The organism is Arthrobacter sp. TMN-50 (assembly GCF_054511125.1).
The window spans coordinates 455,518-470,417 of sequence record NZ_JBTNDG010000002.1 but is presented as its reverse complement, the minus strand read 5'-3'; the positions used below and the strand labels follow the sequence as shown (position 1 = coordinate 470,417).

Annotated in this window: 9 protein-coding genes and 2 tRNA genes; 4 read left to right on the top strand and 7 right to left on the bottom strand. The window is 63.4% G+C overall.

What is annotated here, in order from left to right; translation table 11 throughout:
• Positions 1-8: 8 nt before the first annotated feature.
• The 5 genes from ACX80A_RS06195 to ACX80A_RS06175 form a co-directional block, all read right to left on the bottom strand.
• A complete protein-coding gene (locus ACX80A_RS06195; RefSeq protein ID WP_459258794.1) occupies positions 9-380 on the bottom strand; it encodes a DUF1622 domain-containing protein in 372 nt (123 codons plus the stop codon).
• An 8-nt stretch (positions 381-388) separates the two neighbouring features.
• Complete coding sequence (locus ACX80A_RS06190; protein WP_459258793.1) at positions 389-934, bottom strand: hypothetical protein; 546 nt, start codon at positions 932-934, stop codon at positions 389-391.
• Between the two features lie 159 nt (positions 935-1,093).
• Positions 1,094-1,282 carry a YbdD/YjiX family protein gene (locus ACX80A_RS06185; RefSeq protein ID WP_459258792.1) on the bottom strand — a complete coding sequence of 63 codons (189 nt, stop codon included), beginning with the start codon at positions 1,280-1,282 and terminating at the stop codon, positions 1,094-1,096.
• A complete protein-coding gene (locus tag ACX80A_RS06180) occupies positions 1,282-3,603 on the bottom strand; it encodes a carbon starvation CstA family protein (protein WP_459258791.1) in 2,322 nt (773 codons plus the stop codon). The genes ACX80A_RS06185 and ACX80A_RS06180 overlap by 1 nt, the downstream gene beginning before the upstream one ends.
• Before the next feature lie 212 nt (positions 3,604-3,815).
• Positions 3,816-4,799: an NAD(P)H-quinone oxidoreductase gene (locus tag ACX80A_RS06175; protein ID WP_459258790.1), complete on the bottom strand. Its 984-nt coding sequence runs from the start codon at positions 4,797-4,799 to the stop codon at positions 3,816-3,818.
• 62 nt (positions 4,800-4,861) lie between these two features.
• Between ACX80A_RS06175 and ACX80A_RS06170 the strand changes: the two genes are divergently transcribed.
• Together ACX80A_RS06170 and ACX80A_RS06165 are read left to right on the top strand one after the other, a co-directional pair.
• Positions 4,862-4,949 (top strand) — tRNA-Ser (locus ACX80A_RS06170).
• Between the two features lie 238 nt (positions 4,950-5,187).
• Positions 5,188-8,277: an ExeM/NucH family extracellular endonuclease gene (locus ACX80A_RS06165; RefSeq protein WP_459258789.1), complete on the top strand. Its 3,090-nt coding sequence runs from the start codon at positions 5,188-5,190 to the stop codon at positions 8,275-8,277.
• A 55-nt stretch (positions 8,278-8,332) separates the two neighbouring features.
• Here ACX80A_RS06165 and ACX80A_RS06160 read toward each other — a convergent pair whose 3' ends face one another.
• Entirely contained in the window at positions 8,333-10,261 is a 1,929-nt protein-coding gene (locus ACX80A_RS06160; protein WP_459258788.1) for an FAD/NAD(P)-binding protein, read from the bottom strand.
• 105 nt (positions 10,262-10,366) lie between these two features.
• On the opposite strand from ACX80A_RS06160, the gene ACX80A_RS06155 reads away from it, so the two are divergent.
• Both ACX80A_RS06155 and ACX80A_RS06150 read left to right on the top strand, forming a co-directional pair.
• Positions 10,367-12,460, top strand: coding sequence for a prolyl oligopeptidase family serine peptidase (locus ACX80A_RS06155; protein WP_459258787.1), 2,094 nt, complete (start codon positions 10,367-10,369; stop codon positions 12,458-12,460).
• A gap of 64 nt (positions 12,461-12,524) precedes the next feature.
• Positions 12,525-12,612 (top strand) — tRNA-Ser (locus ACX80A_RS06150).
• Between the two features lie 84 nt (positions 12,613-12,696).
• On the opposite strand, the gene ACX80A_RS06145 is transcribed toward ACX80A_RS06150, so the two are convergent.
• Positions 12,697-14,811 (bottom strand): RecQ family ATP-dependent DNA helicase, encoded by a 2,115-nt coding sequence (locus ACX80A_RS06145; RefSeq protein ID WP_459258786.1) that lies wholly within the window; start codon positions 14,809-14,811, stop codon positions 12,697-12,699.
• Positions 14,812-14,900: the final 89 nt, after the last annotated feature.

The window sequence follows — 14,900 nt, the reverse complement described above, 5'->3', positions numbered from 1 at the left end:
TCTGTGCGCTAATCCTGGGTCACAGTCCTTTCGGCGGGAGTAGCTTTTTGCCAGGGCCACCGCCCGGATATTTCGAGCTCCAACGAAAAGCTCAGGAAGGTCCTGACCACGATGATTAGCGCCAAGACGCCTACCGAGTCAAAAGTTGGCGTCACAGCGACGGTGCGAATGATGTCCGCGGCAACCAAGAGTTCAAGGCCGAGAAGGACCGATCTACCCAGCCTGCGACGATAGGTTTTGTACGTTTCTTCGCCTTTTCCTCCGCGAAGGGCCATTGAGGCGGCAAGCGATGTGGCAACCACCACTCCTGCCAGAATTGCCAATACCCCTGCAATTTCCACCGCTTCTGCAGTTCTTCCAATGACGTCTTTGAAATCCATGGTTCTGTTTACTCGCCCGTTAGCTGACGTGGTCGCGTACCCAGGGTGATCAGCGCAGTGATCAAAGAGAGAATGAACATGCCCGCCTTGAGCGCAGTCAGGGTTGAGGCGAAGGCTACCGTTTGCGTTGTGACGGTTGCGGATCCGAAGAGGGCTTCAAGTGCCAGGTTCTCGGCAATGTCTACAATCGCGTACAGGGTTGGGACAGCGGCATAGACCCAACGGAGCTTGCGCCCTCGCGCGATCTTAAAGATCAGGAGGATGAGCGTGGCGGAAAATACGAGGGGAAACAGCGTGTCCCACAGATAGTGAGACGCGCCATAGCGTTCGAGGAGTTCGTCGGTCATCAAAGCGCGGACTGCTTCGATGTCTTCGACGTCGTAGCCAAGGAGCCGCGCTTCGGGGAGAGTCTGCCCACCCAGGGCGCGCTCAATGGAGGCCAGTTGCAGCCAGTTGATGGTGGCAAGTACGGCAGTCAGAACGAGGCCAAGAACTACGATCCAGGCTTTAGGTCCGGTGCGGGATTTCTTGTTGGGCGAGCTGTCGGTTTCCATCACCCATTATGAGCATCTCGACAGTTCCTGAGTACAACTCCGCGCCGATGCTGAGCAGATTCGCACTGCTGCCCGCTAGCCAGGCTCGTTGGCTGAGCATAACCATTGATGCTCTGCGAACAAACCCGGTCAGCGGGCAGCTGTGTCGGGTCGTGCCGCCTAACAGCAGCGGCCCTCCGGATTGGCGTCCTGGCGGTCGGTTTTGTCCCGCCAGAACGCCTTCTCGGTCATCGGCGGCTCAGCGTCGTGGGTCGCCGCGTGGTGGTCGAGGTAGGACTGGTAGGCATTTTCACCCATCACTCCCTTGAACAACCAGACGGCCCGCCGGGCCCGTTCCAGGACGCTCATTAGTGGCCGGTCCTTGCCGGCAGCTTGCTAGCCGGCAGAGCAGCCCACTGCTTCTCCAGGTCCTTCTCAGCGGGGGTGGCGAGCATTCCGGACGGTGCGTAGATCCGCGAGGGAACCGCCTTGTCCTCGGTGTTTGGCCCGCCGCCATTGCGGTATGCCTTCACCGAGGCGACGATCGCCGTGGTGATCACGATCAGCGCGAGGGTGACGAAGACGATCGACAGCACACCCTGGATGAAGGTGTTGCGGACCACCGCTTCCATTGCAACCACTGACTGTGCGGCTCCGAAGCTCTCTTCGCCTGCTGCGAGCGCATTGCGGAAGGCGAAATGGTTCGCCCAGTAGCCCACCGACGGTACCGGCGAGAAGATCTTCAGGAACGACGCCGAGATGGTCACCACTGCGGCGAAGGCCAATGGCAGCGCTGGGATCCACAGGAACTTGAAGGCTCCCTTCCGTGCACAGATCGCCATACACACGGCGAGTGCGATAGCCGCCAAAAGCTGGTTCGCGATGCCGAAGAGCGGGAACAGCGTGTTAATTCCGCCCAGCGGGTCGGTGACCCCCATGATCAGGATGGCCCCCCAGCCGGCTACCATTATGGCCGTGCAGATCCATGCGCCGGTCCTCCACGAGGTGTCGCGGAACTTGGGAATGAAGTTACCAATGCTGTCCTGCAGCATGAACCGGGCGACGCGCGTACCGGCGTCGACGGCTGTCAGGATGAACAGCGCCTCGAACATGATGGCGAAGTGATACCAGAACGCCATCATGCCGGAGCCACCTATGAAGGACTGCATGATCTGCGCGATACCGACGGCCAGGGTCGGTGCGCCGCCGGTGCGGGACACAATGGATTCCTCGCCCACGTTGTTGGCCAGCTGGCTCAACATTTCGGGGGTGAGGTTTACCCCTGCCAGTCCCAGCCCGTTGACGAAGGCGACGGCGCCCTCGATGGTTCCGCCGGTGGCGGCCATCGAGGAGTTCATCGCGAAGTAGATGCCACGGTCGATCGACAGTGCCGCGACGAGAGCCATGATCGCGACGAAGGATTCCATCAGCATTCCGCCGTACCCGATGAACCGGGTTTGGCGTTCCTTCTGGATCATTTTCGGCGTGGTTCCGGAGGCGATCAGCGCGTGGAAGCCGGAGAGCGCTCCACACGCGATGGTGACAAACAGGAAGGGGAAGAGCGTGCCTGGCACGACCGGTCCGTCGGAGCGGCTGGCGAATTCACTGACCGCGGGGACGCTGATTTCCGGGCGGGTGATGATGATGGCGACCGCCAGCATCACAATGGTGCCGATCTTCATGAAGGTTGAGAGGTAATCGCGGGGTGCGAGCAGGAGCCAGACTGGGAGCACTGCGGCGATGAAGCCGTAGATAATGATGCCCCAGGCGATGGCCACGCGGTCGAGGCCGAAGATGGCAACGCCCCACGCCGTTTCGCCGATCCAGCCGCCAGCGATGATTGCAGCCATCAGCAGCACGAAGCCGATGATCGACACCTCGGTGACCTTACCCGGGCGGATATACCGGAGGTACACGCCCATGAAGAGTGCGATGGGGATGGTCATCGCGACGGAGAAGACGCCCCACGGGCTTTCACCGAGGGCGTTGACGACCACGAGCGCGAGGATGGCGACGATGATGATCATGATGGCGAGAGTTGCGATCAGGGCAGCGGTGCCACCGATCAGTCCGAGCTCTTCGCGGGCCATCTGCCCCAGGGAGCGGCCGCCACGACGCATGGAGAAGAACATGACCAGGTAATCCTGGACGGCTCCAGCGGCGATGACGCCGAAGATAATCCACAGGGTTCCCGGCAGGTAGCCCATCTGGGCTGCGAGGACCGGACCGACCAGCGGGCCAGCGCCAGCAATGGCGGCGAAGTGGTGTCCGTAGAGGACCCGGCGGTCCGTCGCAGCGTAGTCCTTGCCGTCCGCCTTGTACTCGGCGGGGGTTGCCCGCCGATCATTGGGCTTCAGGAGGTTGCGCTCGATGAACTTCGAGTAGAAGCGGTAAGCAATGAAATAGGTGCACACAGCGGCGAAGACAAACCAGATGGCGTTGACCGTTTCGCCGCGCACTATTGCCAGCATGGTCCAGCTGAATCCGCCGAGCAGGGCGATACCTACCCACAGGGCAATCTTGGCTGGGGTCCACCGACCTTCTTCGTCCTCGGCTAGTGTCGGGTCGAGAGCCGTAGGTGGAAGATCGGGATCCTGCACCAGGACGACGCCGTCCGGGCCGTCACCGTCGGCTGGGCTATGCGTAGCGTTATGCGCAGCGCGACCGGGACTATTGTGATGCTCACTCATGGTGCTCCCTTGGATTTGAGTGTTTGAACCTGCCGAAGTTAGCAATGTGATGGTCGTTACGCCACAGTTTAGCCACCGACCACGCCCGCCCGTCTGTAAGCGGGTACTATTTTGCGCCCAAGGGAGGCGTGGACGCGGGATCACGGGACTATTTCCCACCGACCGTGCCCGATCACTGGGATTGTCTAGACTATCCCGCCGATGGACGCCGGTCAGCGGGAGGGAGCGACGGTCAGCAGGACCTTCCCGGCGTGCTGACCCGAATCGAAGTACCGGTGCGCTTCGGCTGCCTCCTCCAGCGGGAAGGTTCGGTCCACCAGCGCCTTCACTGCCCCAGACGTGACCAACGGCCAGACCTGGTCCCTCACAGCAGCCATAATTGAAGACTTCTCAGCCACCGGGCGTCCGCGCAGCGTGGTGCCGGCCACCGACGCGCGTTTGGTCATCAGCGCCCCGAGGTCCAGTTCGGCCTTCGCGCCACCCTGCAACCCAATGACCACCAGCCGACCACCGACAGCGAGCGCAGCCACGTTCTGTGCCAGATATTTAGCGCCAACGACGTCGAGAATGACGTCCACACCCACGCCCGACGTCGCGGCGGCCACCTCGGCGACGAAATCCTGCTCCCGATAGTTAATGCATGTGCCGGCCCCGAGGCGCCGGGCAACGTCGAGTTTCGCTGCGGACCCTGCAGTGACGATCGGAATGGCCCCGAACGCCAGCGCCAACTGGATGGCCATGGTGCCGATACCACCGGATCCCCCGTGGATCAGGACCCGCTCCCCCGGTTGAAGGCGAGCGGTGAGAAAGAGGTTCGAGTAAACGGTTGCGGCGACTTCCGGCAACGCGGCAGCCGTGACCAGGTCAACCCCCGGCGGGGCGTGAAGGACCTGCCCCGCCGGCACTGCCACCCGCTCCGCGTAGCCTCCGCCGGAAAGCAAGGCCACCACCTCATCGCCCACGGAGAAGCCGGACTCGCCAGCATCGGCAATCCGCCCGGAAACTTCCAGTCCCGGGTACTCCGAGGCCCCCACCGGTGGAGGATAGTTGCCTTCACGCTGCTGCACATCCGCGCGATTCAGACCGGCCGCGACGACGTCGATCAGCACCTCTCCCTGCACCGCCGTCGGCGCAGGAACCTGAGACTCCGCGAGCACATCCGGCCCGCCCGGTCGGGTGATCACTACTGCTTTCACAAGGTCCTCCGCTGGACTGGTTTTTGGTTGAACTGGAAGCTACGTGAAACACTACTCACTTGGGAAGGTTGTCCGAGCGGCCGATGGAGCTGGTCTTGAAAACCAGTGTGCGGTAACCCCGTACCAAGAGTTCGAATCTCTTACCTTCCGCCCGTAATAAAAAGTTGGCCCCGGTAGTTACCGGGGCCAACTTTTTTGTTTACCGCAATCTCCTGGCCCCTTCACTTCCCGTAATCTCTCGTTCACTATTGTCTGGTTTGCTCAATACCGACCCGAAAGTTATCTGGATCACAATTACCAGAGTCTTGGGTCATATCCGTCTGCAGCTTTATCCTTCGGGCGGACTCACTCGCGGCTGTCACCAGCCAAAGCCAAGGAGAACTAGCGAATGAAAAATTCGTCATGGAAGGGCGGGCTCGGGGCCGTGATCGCGGTGGGACTACTCGCCTCACCGGTCGTTGCGCTTCCTGCCTATGCCGCGCCGAACGGCGTTGTCATCAACGAGGCCTACGTCAATGGGGGCAGCGCGAACGCCCCGTACCTGAACAAATTTGTCGAACTCCACAACACTACGAATCAACCGGTCGACGTCACCGGCTGGTCACTCCAGTACCGTGCAGCTGGCACCTCCACTGCACCGACTGGGGTGTCGACGCTCAGTGGAATCATCCCGGCAGATGGCCACTACCTCATTGGCGGCACCAGCAATGCTGACAACGGTGCTGCGCTTCCCGCAACGGATGCCACCATTGCGGCCAGCTTCGCTGGCGGCGGCGGCACACTGATTCTCTCGAACGAGGCTGAGGCAATCGATCCGCTGCCCACAGGTTCGATTATCAATAACCCTGCCGTCGAGGATCTACTGGGTTATGGCTCCTCGAACACCTTCGAGACAGCTGTTGCGACCAAACCGGACAGCAACTCCGATCCTCGGTCCTTGAACCGAACGGAATTCGCCGACACCGATGACAATTCCGCCGACTTCTCCCTCCGCGAAGCAGTCACTCCCACTAACGCGGACGGCGAGACCGGCAGTGTTGAGCCCCAACCTGAACCCGAGCCGCCAGTTGCTGGTGCAGTAATCCCGATTGCCGATATTCAGGGCACCGGAGACGCCTCGCCGCTCGCGGGAGACACTGTCACAACCCGCGGCGTCATTACCGCTAGCTACCCAACCGGAGGGATTGACGGCTACGTGATCCAGACCGAGGGCACCGGGATCGAAGCGGGCGCAGCCTCCGACGGCATCTTCATTTACTCCCCTGCCACCGTCGCCGACGTCGCGATCGGTGACCATGTTGAGGTGACCGGGCAGGTCGGAGAAAACTTCGGCGTTACCCAGATTGAAGTGGTGGGCGGCGCCGCCACGGTGCTCACCGAGCCAGCCGAGGAGGTCAAGTCCCTCATCACGCCGTGGCCCGCCACCAACGCGGACCGTGAAGTTCTTGAGAGCATGCTTGTGCGGCCCACCGGCGATTTCACCGTCTCCGACAACTATGACCTCAACCGGTACGGCGAGATCGATCTGGCCTTCGGCACCGAGGCCCTGGTACAGCCCACCGAAATTGCTCCCCCTGGCACTGAAGAGAACGACGCTGTGCGGGCCGACAACAGCGCACGAGGAGTCACCCTCGACGACGGCGCCCTAGTGGACTTCGTCCGGACCACTGACCAGGCCCTGCCCTACCTGACGGTCGAAAATCCGGTCCGGGTCAACGGGTCAGCGACCTTCACCTCCGACGTCCTAGTGGACTTCGACTTCGGCGTGTGGAGGTTCCAGCCAGTCACTCGCCTCACGGCAGAGAATGCCGCCGAAATCCAACCAGTCACCTTCGCCGGCGAGCGACCAGGCACCCCCACTGATGTGGGCGGCGACATCAAGATCGCTTCGTTCAACGTTCTGAACTACTTCAGCACCACCGGCGATGAACTGACCGGTTGCACGTATTACAACGACCGCGCGGGCAGCCCGATTACCGTCCGGAGCGGTTGTGACGCCCGAGGCGCAGCCAACACCGACAGCTTTGAGCGGCAGGAAGCCAAGATTGTCGCGGCGCTGACCAACCTCGACGCCGACATGGTCTCGCTTGAAGAAATCGAGAACTCGGCGGCGTTCGGCAAGGAGCGCGACGAGGCCCTCGCCACCCTAACCGCCGCGCTGAACGAAGTCGAGCCGGGCGTCTGGGACTTCGTCCCCTCCCCTGCCGGGATTCCCGTCAACGAGGACGTGATCCGCAACGCCTTCATCTACAAAACTGCTGCGGTCGAGACGGTGGGCGACTCGGTCATTCTCGACGACGACGTCGCGTTCGCTAATGCCCGCAAGCCGTTGGCTCAGGCCTTCCAGGTCGCAGGCGACGACGAGTCAACAAAATTCCTCGCCATCGTGAACCACTTCAAGTCAAAGGGTTCCGGCTCTGGGGAGAACGCAGACCAGGGCGACGGGCAGGGAGCCTCGAACCCTGACCGTATCGAGCAGGCAACCGCTCTGGTGGACTTCGCCGAAACCATGCAGGAAGAGGCAGGCACCGAAAAGGTTTTCCTGACCGGTGACTTCAACTCATACTCTGCCGAAGATCCCATGCAGGTGTTCTATGAGGCCGGGTACATCAACCAGGGCGTTGAAACCGGGAAATACTCCTACGTCTTCGGTGGACAGTCCGGGTCACTCGACCATATCCTCGCCTCGCCCGAAGCCGATGCTACTGTCACCGGCGTCGATATCTGGAATATTAACGCGGTCGAATCACTGGCACTTGAGTACAGCCGGTTCAACTACAACACCGTGAACTACTACACAGCTGACCAGTACCGCGCCAGCGATCACGACCCGGTGATCGTAGGTCTAGATTTTGACGAACCCATTGAGTTCACTGACATCGCCGGTAACGAACACCAGGACCACATCGAGTGGATGGCCGAGAACGGTCTCTCCACCGGCTGGCTGGAAGCCGACGGCACCCGGACGTACCGCCCGCTAGCGAACATCAACCGCGACGCAATGGCCGCGTTCCTCTACCGCCTCGCCGGGGAACCTGACTTCGACCTGCCCAAGGAATCACCGTTCAGCGACGTCGACTTCCCCGCCAACGAAGCCGACCGCGTAGAGCACTTCGACGCGATCATGTGGATGCACCAATCCGGCCTCTCGACCGGCTGGCCCGAAGCCGACGGCACCCGCACCTTCCGCCCGGTCACCCCAGTCAACCGGGACGCGATGGCGGCATTCATGAAACGCTTCGCCGGGGAAGTTTGCCTCGACGCGACAGCCATGAACTACGCCAACCCAGCCGGACCCCCCTTCTCGGACGTGCCCGAAGGCATGATGTTCGAAAAGGAAATCTCCTGGATGAAGGACACCGGCATCTCCGAAGGCTGGGGCGACGGCACCTACCGCCCCGTCACCCCAGTAGCCCGTGACGCAATGGCAGCCTTCGTCAACCGGCTCGACGACACCTTCGGAACCTGCGGCAAATAACCCCAAACAGGCTAGACCGACGGCGGGCCCCTACGGGGTCCGCCGTATCGGTTAACTACTGGCTGGCGAGGATTGCTGCGGCAATGTCATCGGCGTCGCGGAGCGTCCGCCCCCCGGCGTCGACCGATGTGTGCGCCTGGGCGGCGATCGCTGTCCCCCACTGGGCCGAGGCGAGCTGCAAACCCAGCACATACAGGTGGGACTGGGGGCGGCCGGACCCGTCGATAGCGCGGTAAGGCGGTTGCGTGACGTCCAGTCCGGGTGAGCTGACCGGCACCCCGTCGGCGGCCATCATCATTCTGGGCCGGACCAGCCCGTCGTCGAGCAGCTGCCGCAGCAGCGGGGACAGGGTGCTCACGGCCCGGTTGGGCGGCATCATGGCATCCACCAGGTGGCTGGCGGATACCCTGGCGCCCTGAACCCACGGTGAGGATGCCTCGAACCGCTCGGTATCCTCATCAACAACGAACGTGGGATTAGGTCCCACAAACTGCACCACGCTGGCCCGCACCAGGGCAGCCAACTGCGCGATCCTGATCGATGGTGGCCCACTGGCCAGCCCCTCCACCAGGGGCTCGAACCATCCGCGAAGCTCTGCCATCCACGACTGGTCGGTCAGCCCGCCGTCGGCCACCACCTGTTTAATGACGGTTCGGCCAGCATTCATCGCGCCTATCGCCATCTTCAGCGGGCTGTCCTCGCCCCGAGCGGACTCGGCAACGTCCTCATCGAGATACGCCAGTACCGCGTTCTGATAATCGTGGGAGGTGGCAAAGCGGCGCCCGGCAAACGGGTGGGCGAGCCCTTCAACATTCAGGTGATGCTCTGCTGGCACCTCGGTGGTGAGGAGCGTCTCAAGCGCCGCTGTCCATTCCGGACCGTTGACGGCGATAGCCGCGTTAAGCCGGGCAAGGAACCCGTGCGGGTCGGCCAGGAGCCGTTCCCCTGACACCCTCGCCAGAGTGGTGTAATAAGCGCTCATCACGTCGCGGTGCAGAAGGGGCCAAATGTCGTGGTCGAAGCCCGGCAGGATCCCCTGGTCAGCAAACGACCGCAGGGCCGGTAGGGTGCAGTAGTTCAATGACACGCTCCGCGGGAGGTAACTATCCAACTGCGCCTTCGCCCGGTACGGGACCCCCCGCCGGGACGCCGCAACGATCCTGGGCTCCCGACCGGACAATTGATACGCCAGACTCCCGCCGTCGTCGTGGACAAAGAGCCCTCCGCGTCCCTCGGTCAGCTGAATCATGACGTCGAAAAAGTTCAGGCCAAGGCCCCGAACGAGGACCGGCTTCATGGCTGGAAGCCTCCTCCAGTCAATATCGGCGGGGACAGCCGGCGGCCAGTACGCGAGACTGTACCGACCCGCACCGTCACGCAGGGCGATTTGGTCAGGGCTGAGCTGCGCCGGAACATGCCCCAGAGCCAGGACGACGTCGTCCACCGCAAGTTCCGAACCGTCGCCCAGTCTCAACCGAAAGCCGGTCCCGTCCGGTACCAACGCCAGCGCTTCGGTCCGGTGGTGGGTCACGACGACGTCGGCCGGGCAGCGGTCAATGAGTTGCTGGTAGGTCCACTCCAGGTACCTGCCGTACAGCGCGCGGCTGGGAAAGTCTGAACCGCCGAGCCGCTTCAGCTCCCGGTGATCGGCGCTGGAAAGCGACCCATCCGGCTGGTCACTCATCGCGACCCGCCAGTCATCGAACGAATGATCCACCACCGACGGAGCGAGTCCGTCGGCACTCGCTCCAACGGGGACCACTGTCGGGAAGAGAGACGGCGTGTTCATCAGGAAGAGCCTGGACTGGTCAGAGCGCCAGACGTGTCCGGGACCGGGGAGTTCAGGGTCAATTAGGTGAATGTCCAGGGGCCCGTGCTGGCCTGTCGGGGCCGCTTCCCACTGGGAGATGAGCCGTTCCAGCACTGACGTACCGCGGGGGCCTGCACCCACCACAGCTACCCGTTGGTTACGACCCGTGTGCATCAGCTAAGGGTATCCGCTGGGTCGGGGCGGGAAGGAACTGGGCTGGCCGGAACCGGGCCTGTTGGCTGGTTCGGCGGTCCCGGCGGGCGTGCATAGGATGGAAATATGACCTTCACCACAGACCAGCGCCCCGGTGCGACGCCCGACGACGAGTTCCTTTGGCTCGAAGACATCTACGGCGATTCGCCCCTCGACTGGGTTCGCGCCGAGAATGCGGTCACCGAGCGGTTACTCGTCACCGACGAATTCCGCAACATGGAGCGGGATGTCCTTGAGGTTCTCGACTCCACTGACCGCATCCCGATGGTCTCCAAGCGGGGCGAGCACTTCTACAATTTCTGGCGCGATGAAGCGCATCCGAAGGGGTTGTGGCGCCGGACCGGCTGGGACAGTTACAAATCGGCCCACACCGAGTGGGAGGTGCTGCTGGACCTCGATGCGCTCAGCGCTGACGAGGGCGTCGAGTGGGTGTGGGGCGGGGCGATGTTCCTGCGTCCCGCCGATAGCGCACCGTACCGGCATGCCCTGATCGCGCTCTCCCCCGATGGAGGTGACGCCCGGCGGTTCCGGGAGTTCGACGTCGTCTCCCGGGCCTTCGTTGCCGGTGGCTTCGACATTCCGGCCGCCAAGAGCCGGATCAGCTGGGCTGGACCGGATGCTCTGCACGTGGCCACCGACTTCGGCCCCGGATCAATCACCGCCAGTTCCTATCCGCGGACGGTGCGCACCGTGCGCCGCGGTCAGTCGTTGGCCGACGCCGAGCCCTACTTCGAAATCCCCGTGGATCACATGATGGCGGTGGTGATGCGGGATCAGACGCCCGGGTTCGAGCGTGACATCGCCGTCGACACCATCGACTTCTACTCCAGCCGCACCCATTTGCGCTGCGACGACGCGTGGGTCCAGTTGGACGTTCCGGACGATGTCAATGTTTCACTCCACCGACAGTGGCTGACTCTGCGGCCCCGCACCGACTGGGCCGTGGACGGCACGGTGTTCCTGGCTGGGTCACTGCTCGGCATCGATCTCGACTCTTTCCTGGCGGGCAGCCGGTCGCTGACCACGCTGTTCCAGCCCGATGCGCAAACCTCGCTGCAGTCCTGGAGTTGGACGAGGGACTACCTTCTGGTCAACCTCCTCAACGACGTGTCCTCCGAGATCAGGGTCCTGGAACCGTCCCGGCAGTGGCGGATGGAGGCCCTCGACGCCTGCCCGCCGCTGCACTCGGTGGACGCGTTCGCTGTTGACGATGAGGCCGACGAGGCCGGGAACGACTACTGGCTCCTGGCCAGCGGGTTTCTGACCCCGACGACTCTGCTGCGTGGGACCGTCGGCGGGACGCACACCCAGGTGAAAGCGTCGCCGTCGTTCTTCAACGACGACCGGTTCACCGTTGAGCAGCACTTTGCGGTGTCCAAAGACGGGACGCGGGTACCGTATTTCCAGGTCGCGGTGACGGATCTGGCGCTCGACGGCAAAAATCCCACCCTGCTCTCTGGCTACGGTGGGTTTGAGCACGCAATGACCCCCGCCTATTCGGGAGTCATCGGCCGGGGCTGGCTGGAGCGGACCACTGAGGCCGGTCGGCATGGAGTGTACGTGGTGGCGAATATCCGGGGCGGCGGAGAGTACGGTCCAGCCTGGCACCGGGCAGCGCTGCACGCCAATCGTCATCGCGCCTATGAGGACTTCGCCGCGATCGCTGAGGATTTGGTGATACGCGGCGTCACCCAGCCGGCGCTCCTTGGCTGCACCGGTCGCAGCAACGGTGGTCTGTTGGTGGGCAACATGCTCACCCATTACCCGCACCTGTTCGGTGCCATTTCCTGTGGTGTCCCGTTGCTGGATATGCGCCGGTACACCAAACTTTCGGCGGGCTACTCGTGGATCGCCGAGTACGGCGATCCCGATAAGCCTGAGGAATGGGAGTACGTGCAGACCTTCTCGCCGTATCATCAGCTGCGTTCGGGGGTCGGCTACCCGAGGACACTGATCTGGACGGCGACCAGCGACGACCGGGTGGGCCCGGTGCAGGCACGAAAGATGGCGGCCCGGATGAAGGCCCTCGGGATCGGCAATGTGTGGTTCCATGAGGCCCTGGAGGGCGGTCATGCGGGGGCGTCCGACAATCGGCAGGCAGCCCGCATGCACGTGATGTCGCAGGAGTTCATGTGGAAGGCGTTGACCGGCGGGCTTTAGCCGCGGCCGGTTTTGCTCTTGCCCGCTTCTTACAGGTAGCCTTGGGTGGCTAGTAATAGCCGCTGGAGACGTGCCAGAGCGGCCGAATGGGCTTCACTGCTAATGAAGTGTGGGCCTAAAGCCTACCGGGGGTTCAAATCCCCCCGTCTCCGCGATTTCACCCAGACACCCCGGTTCTCGACTGAACCGGGGTGTCTGTTTTTGCCTGGATCGCCCTCGCCCATGCACAAGCCCGCTCAGGCCTTCAGGCCCAGCACAAAAGGCAACACTTCCTGCGCTCCGCCATCCCGCAATGCCTTGCCCGCCACCGTCATCGTCCACCGGCTGTCCGCCAGGTCATCCACCAGCAGCACCGGGCCCGGGTTGGCGGCAAACCATTCCCGCCCTTCGCCGGGCACCGCGAACCGATCCCAGACGGCTGCGAGGCGAAATGCACTGTTGCCGCCCGGCGCTCCCGTGGGCCAGCCACGCGGCGTTTGCAGGGCGCCGAGATAGGGGATCCGGCCTACCCCGGCGAGGCCCTCAGCCAGCGACTGCACCAGCAATGGTCGTCGTCGCGACGGCACACTGACTACCGCTACCGGGCGGTTGTCCCAGCCCCATTGAGCCAGCACCGAGATGCACGCTTCGATCGCTAACGGGCCGAGCGGCTGGTCTTCAGCCGTGTCAGCCAGCAGCTCCCTGAGCTGGTTGCCCCAGCCCAGGTCGGTGAGCCTGGCCAATGCGCGGCCCGCGCCGTTCGCCTGGTCGGCGGGGATACGTCCCTTGACCGGTACGCCGAGTTTGTCCATGCCGCTGGGCCACTGGCCCCTTGGATCCAGTTCCACACCTACCCTGCTCAGGGCCTTCTGGGCACTATCGGAGGCATCGTGGGCCACGTCATCCGAGTACCACGGGCCGGCGCAGTTATCGCATCGTCCGCACGGCGCCGCGGTAGGGTCGTCGAGCGCCGCGGCGAGGTACTCCATCCGGCACCGCGAGGTGTTTTCGTAATCCAGCATGGATTTCTGCTCAGCGACCCGGGCTTTGGCGATCCGCTCGTACCGTTCGCTGTCGTACACCCATGGGGTCCCCGTGGTTTCCCAGCCGCCCTGCACCTTTCGCACGGCCCCGTCCACGTCGAGGACCTTCAGCAGCAGCTCCAACGGAGTTCGTTTGAGGTTGACCTGCGCCTCCAGAGCGGGCGTGGACAGGATTCCGCCGGCGCCCAACGCCTCCAGGACCCGGGTCGCCCTCTCCTCGGAGGGCATGGACGAGGTGGCGAAGTACTCCCAGATTTCCCGGTCCTCGGTACCGGGGAGCAGCAGCACATCGGCGTTGGGTGTGCCACGGCCTGCCCGACCCACCTGCTGGTAGTAGGCCACCGGAGATGAGGGCGCACCGAGGTGGACCACAAACCCCAGGTCCGGTTTGTCGAACCCCATACCCAGCGCACTGGTGGCGACCAGAGCTTTGACCTCGTTGTTCTTCAGTGCGGCCTCAGCCGATTCACGATCGGCGGGGTCGGTGCGACCCGTGTAGGCAAGGACCCGGCGACCGTTGGCGCGCAGCAGGTGTGCGGTGTCCTCGGCCGCTGCGACGGTCAGCGCATAGATGATTCCGCTGCCCGGCAGGTCGTCGATATGGGTCAGCAACCACGCCAGTCTCGAGCGCGGGCTGGGCAGTCGGAGCACGCCCAACCGCAGGGAATCGCGTGCCAGGGTGCCCCGCAGAGTGAACACTTCGGTGCCGTCGGTGCCCAGCTGCTCTTCGACGTCGCTCACCACCCTGGAGTTGGCGGTCGCGGTGGTGGCCAGGACCGGCACTCCCGTCGGCAGTTGGGTGATCAGGTCGCGTAGCCGCCGATAATCCGGGCGGAAGTCGTGGCCCCAGTCGGAGATGCAGTGGGCCTCATCGATCACCAGCAGACCGGTGCGCCGGATCAGGTCGGGAAGGTGGCGTTCCCGGAACGCCGGGTTGTTTAACCGTTCGGGAGATACCAGCAGAACGTCGACCGAATTGTCGTCTAGCTTGGCGGTGATCTCCCGCCAGTCCGTCTGGTTGGCTGAATTGATCGCTTCAGCACGCACACCGGCCCGCGCCGCCGCGGCGACCTGGTCCCGCATCAGGGCGAGCAACGGGGACACGATCAGCGTGGGCCCCGCGCCGCGGGAACGCAGCAGCAGGCTCGCGACGAAGTAGACGGCCGACTTCCCCCAGCCAGTCCGCTGGACCACCAGGGCCCGCCGCCCTCCGTTCACCAGAGCCTCGATTGCCTCGAACTGGCCGTCGTGGAACTCGGCATCCTCACTGCCCACGAGGGTCCGCAGAATCTCGGCTGCCTGATCATGAAGTGTGGTGGTATCAACCATGAGCCCTAGTATTGCAGCCCACCCTGACACTTGGGCCGGTGGATTCTTTGATGTGGAAAACCCTCCCGCCCATGCCTCCACACGCCTTG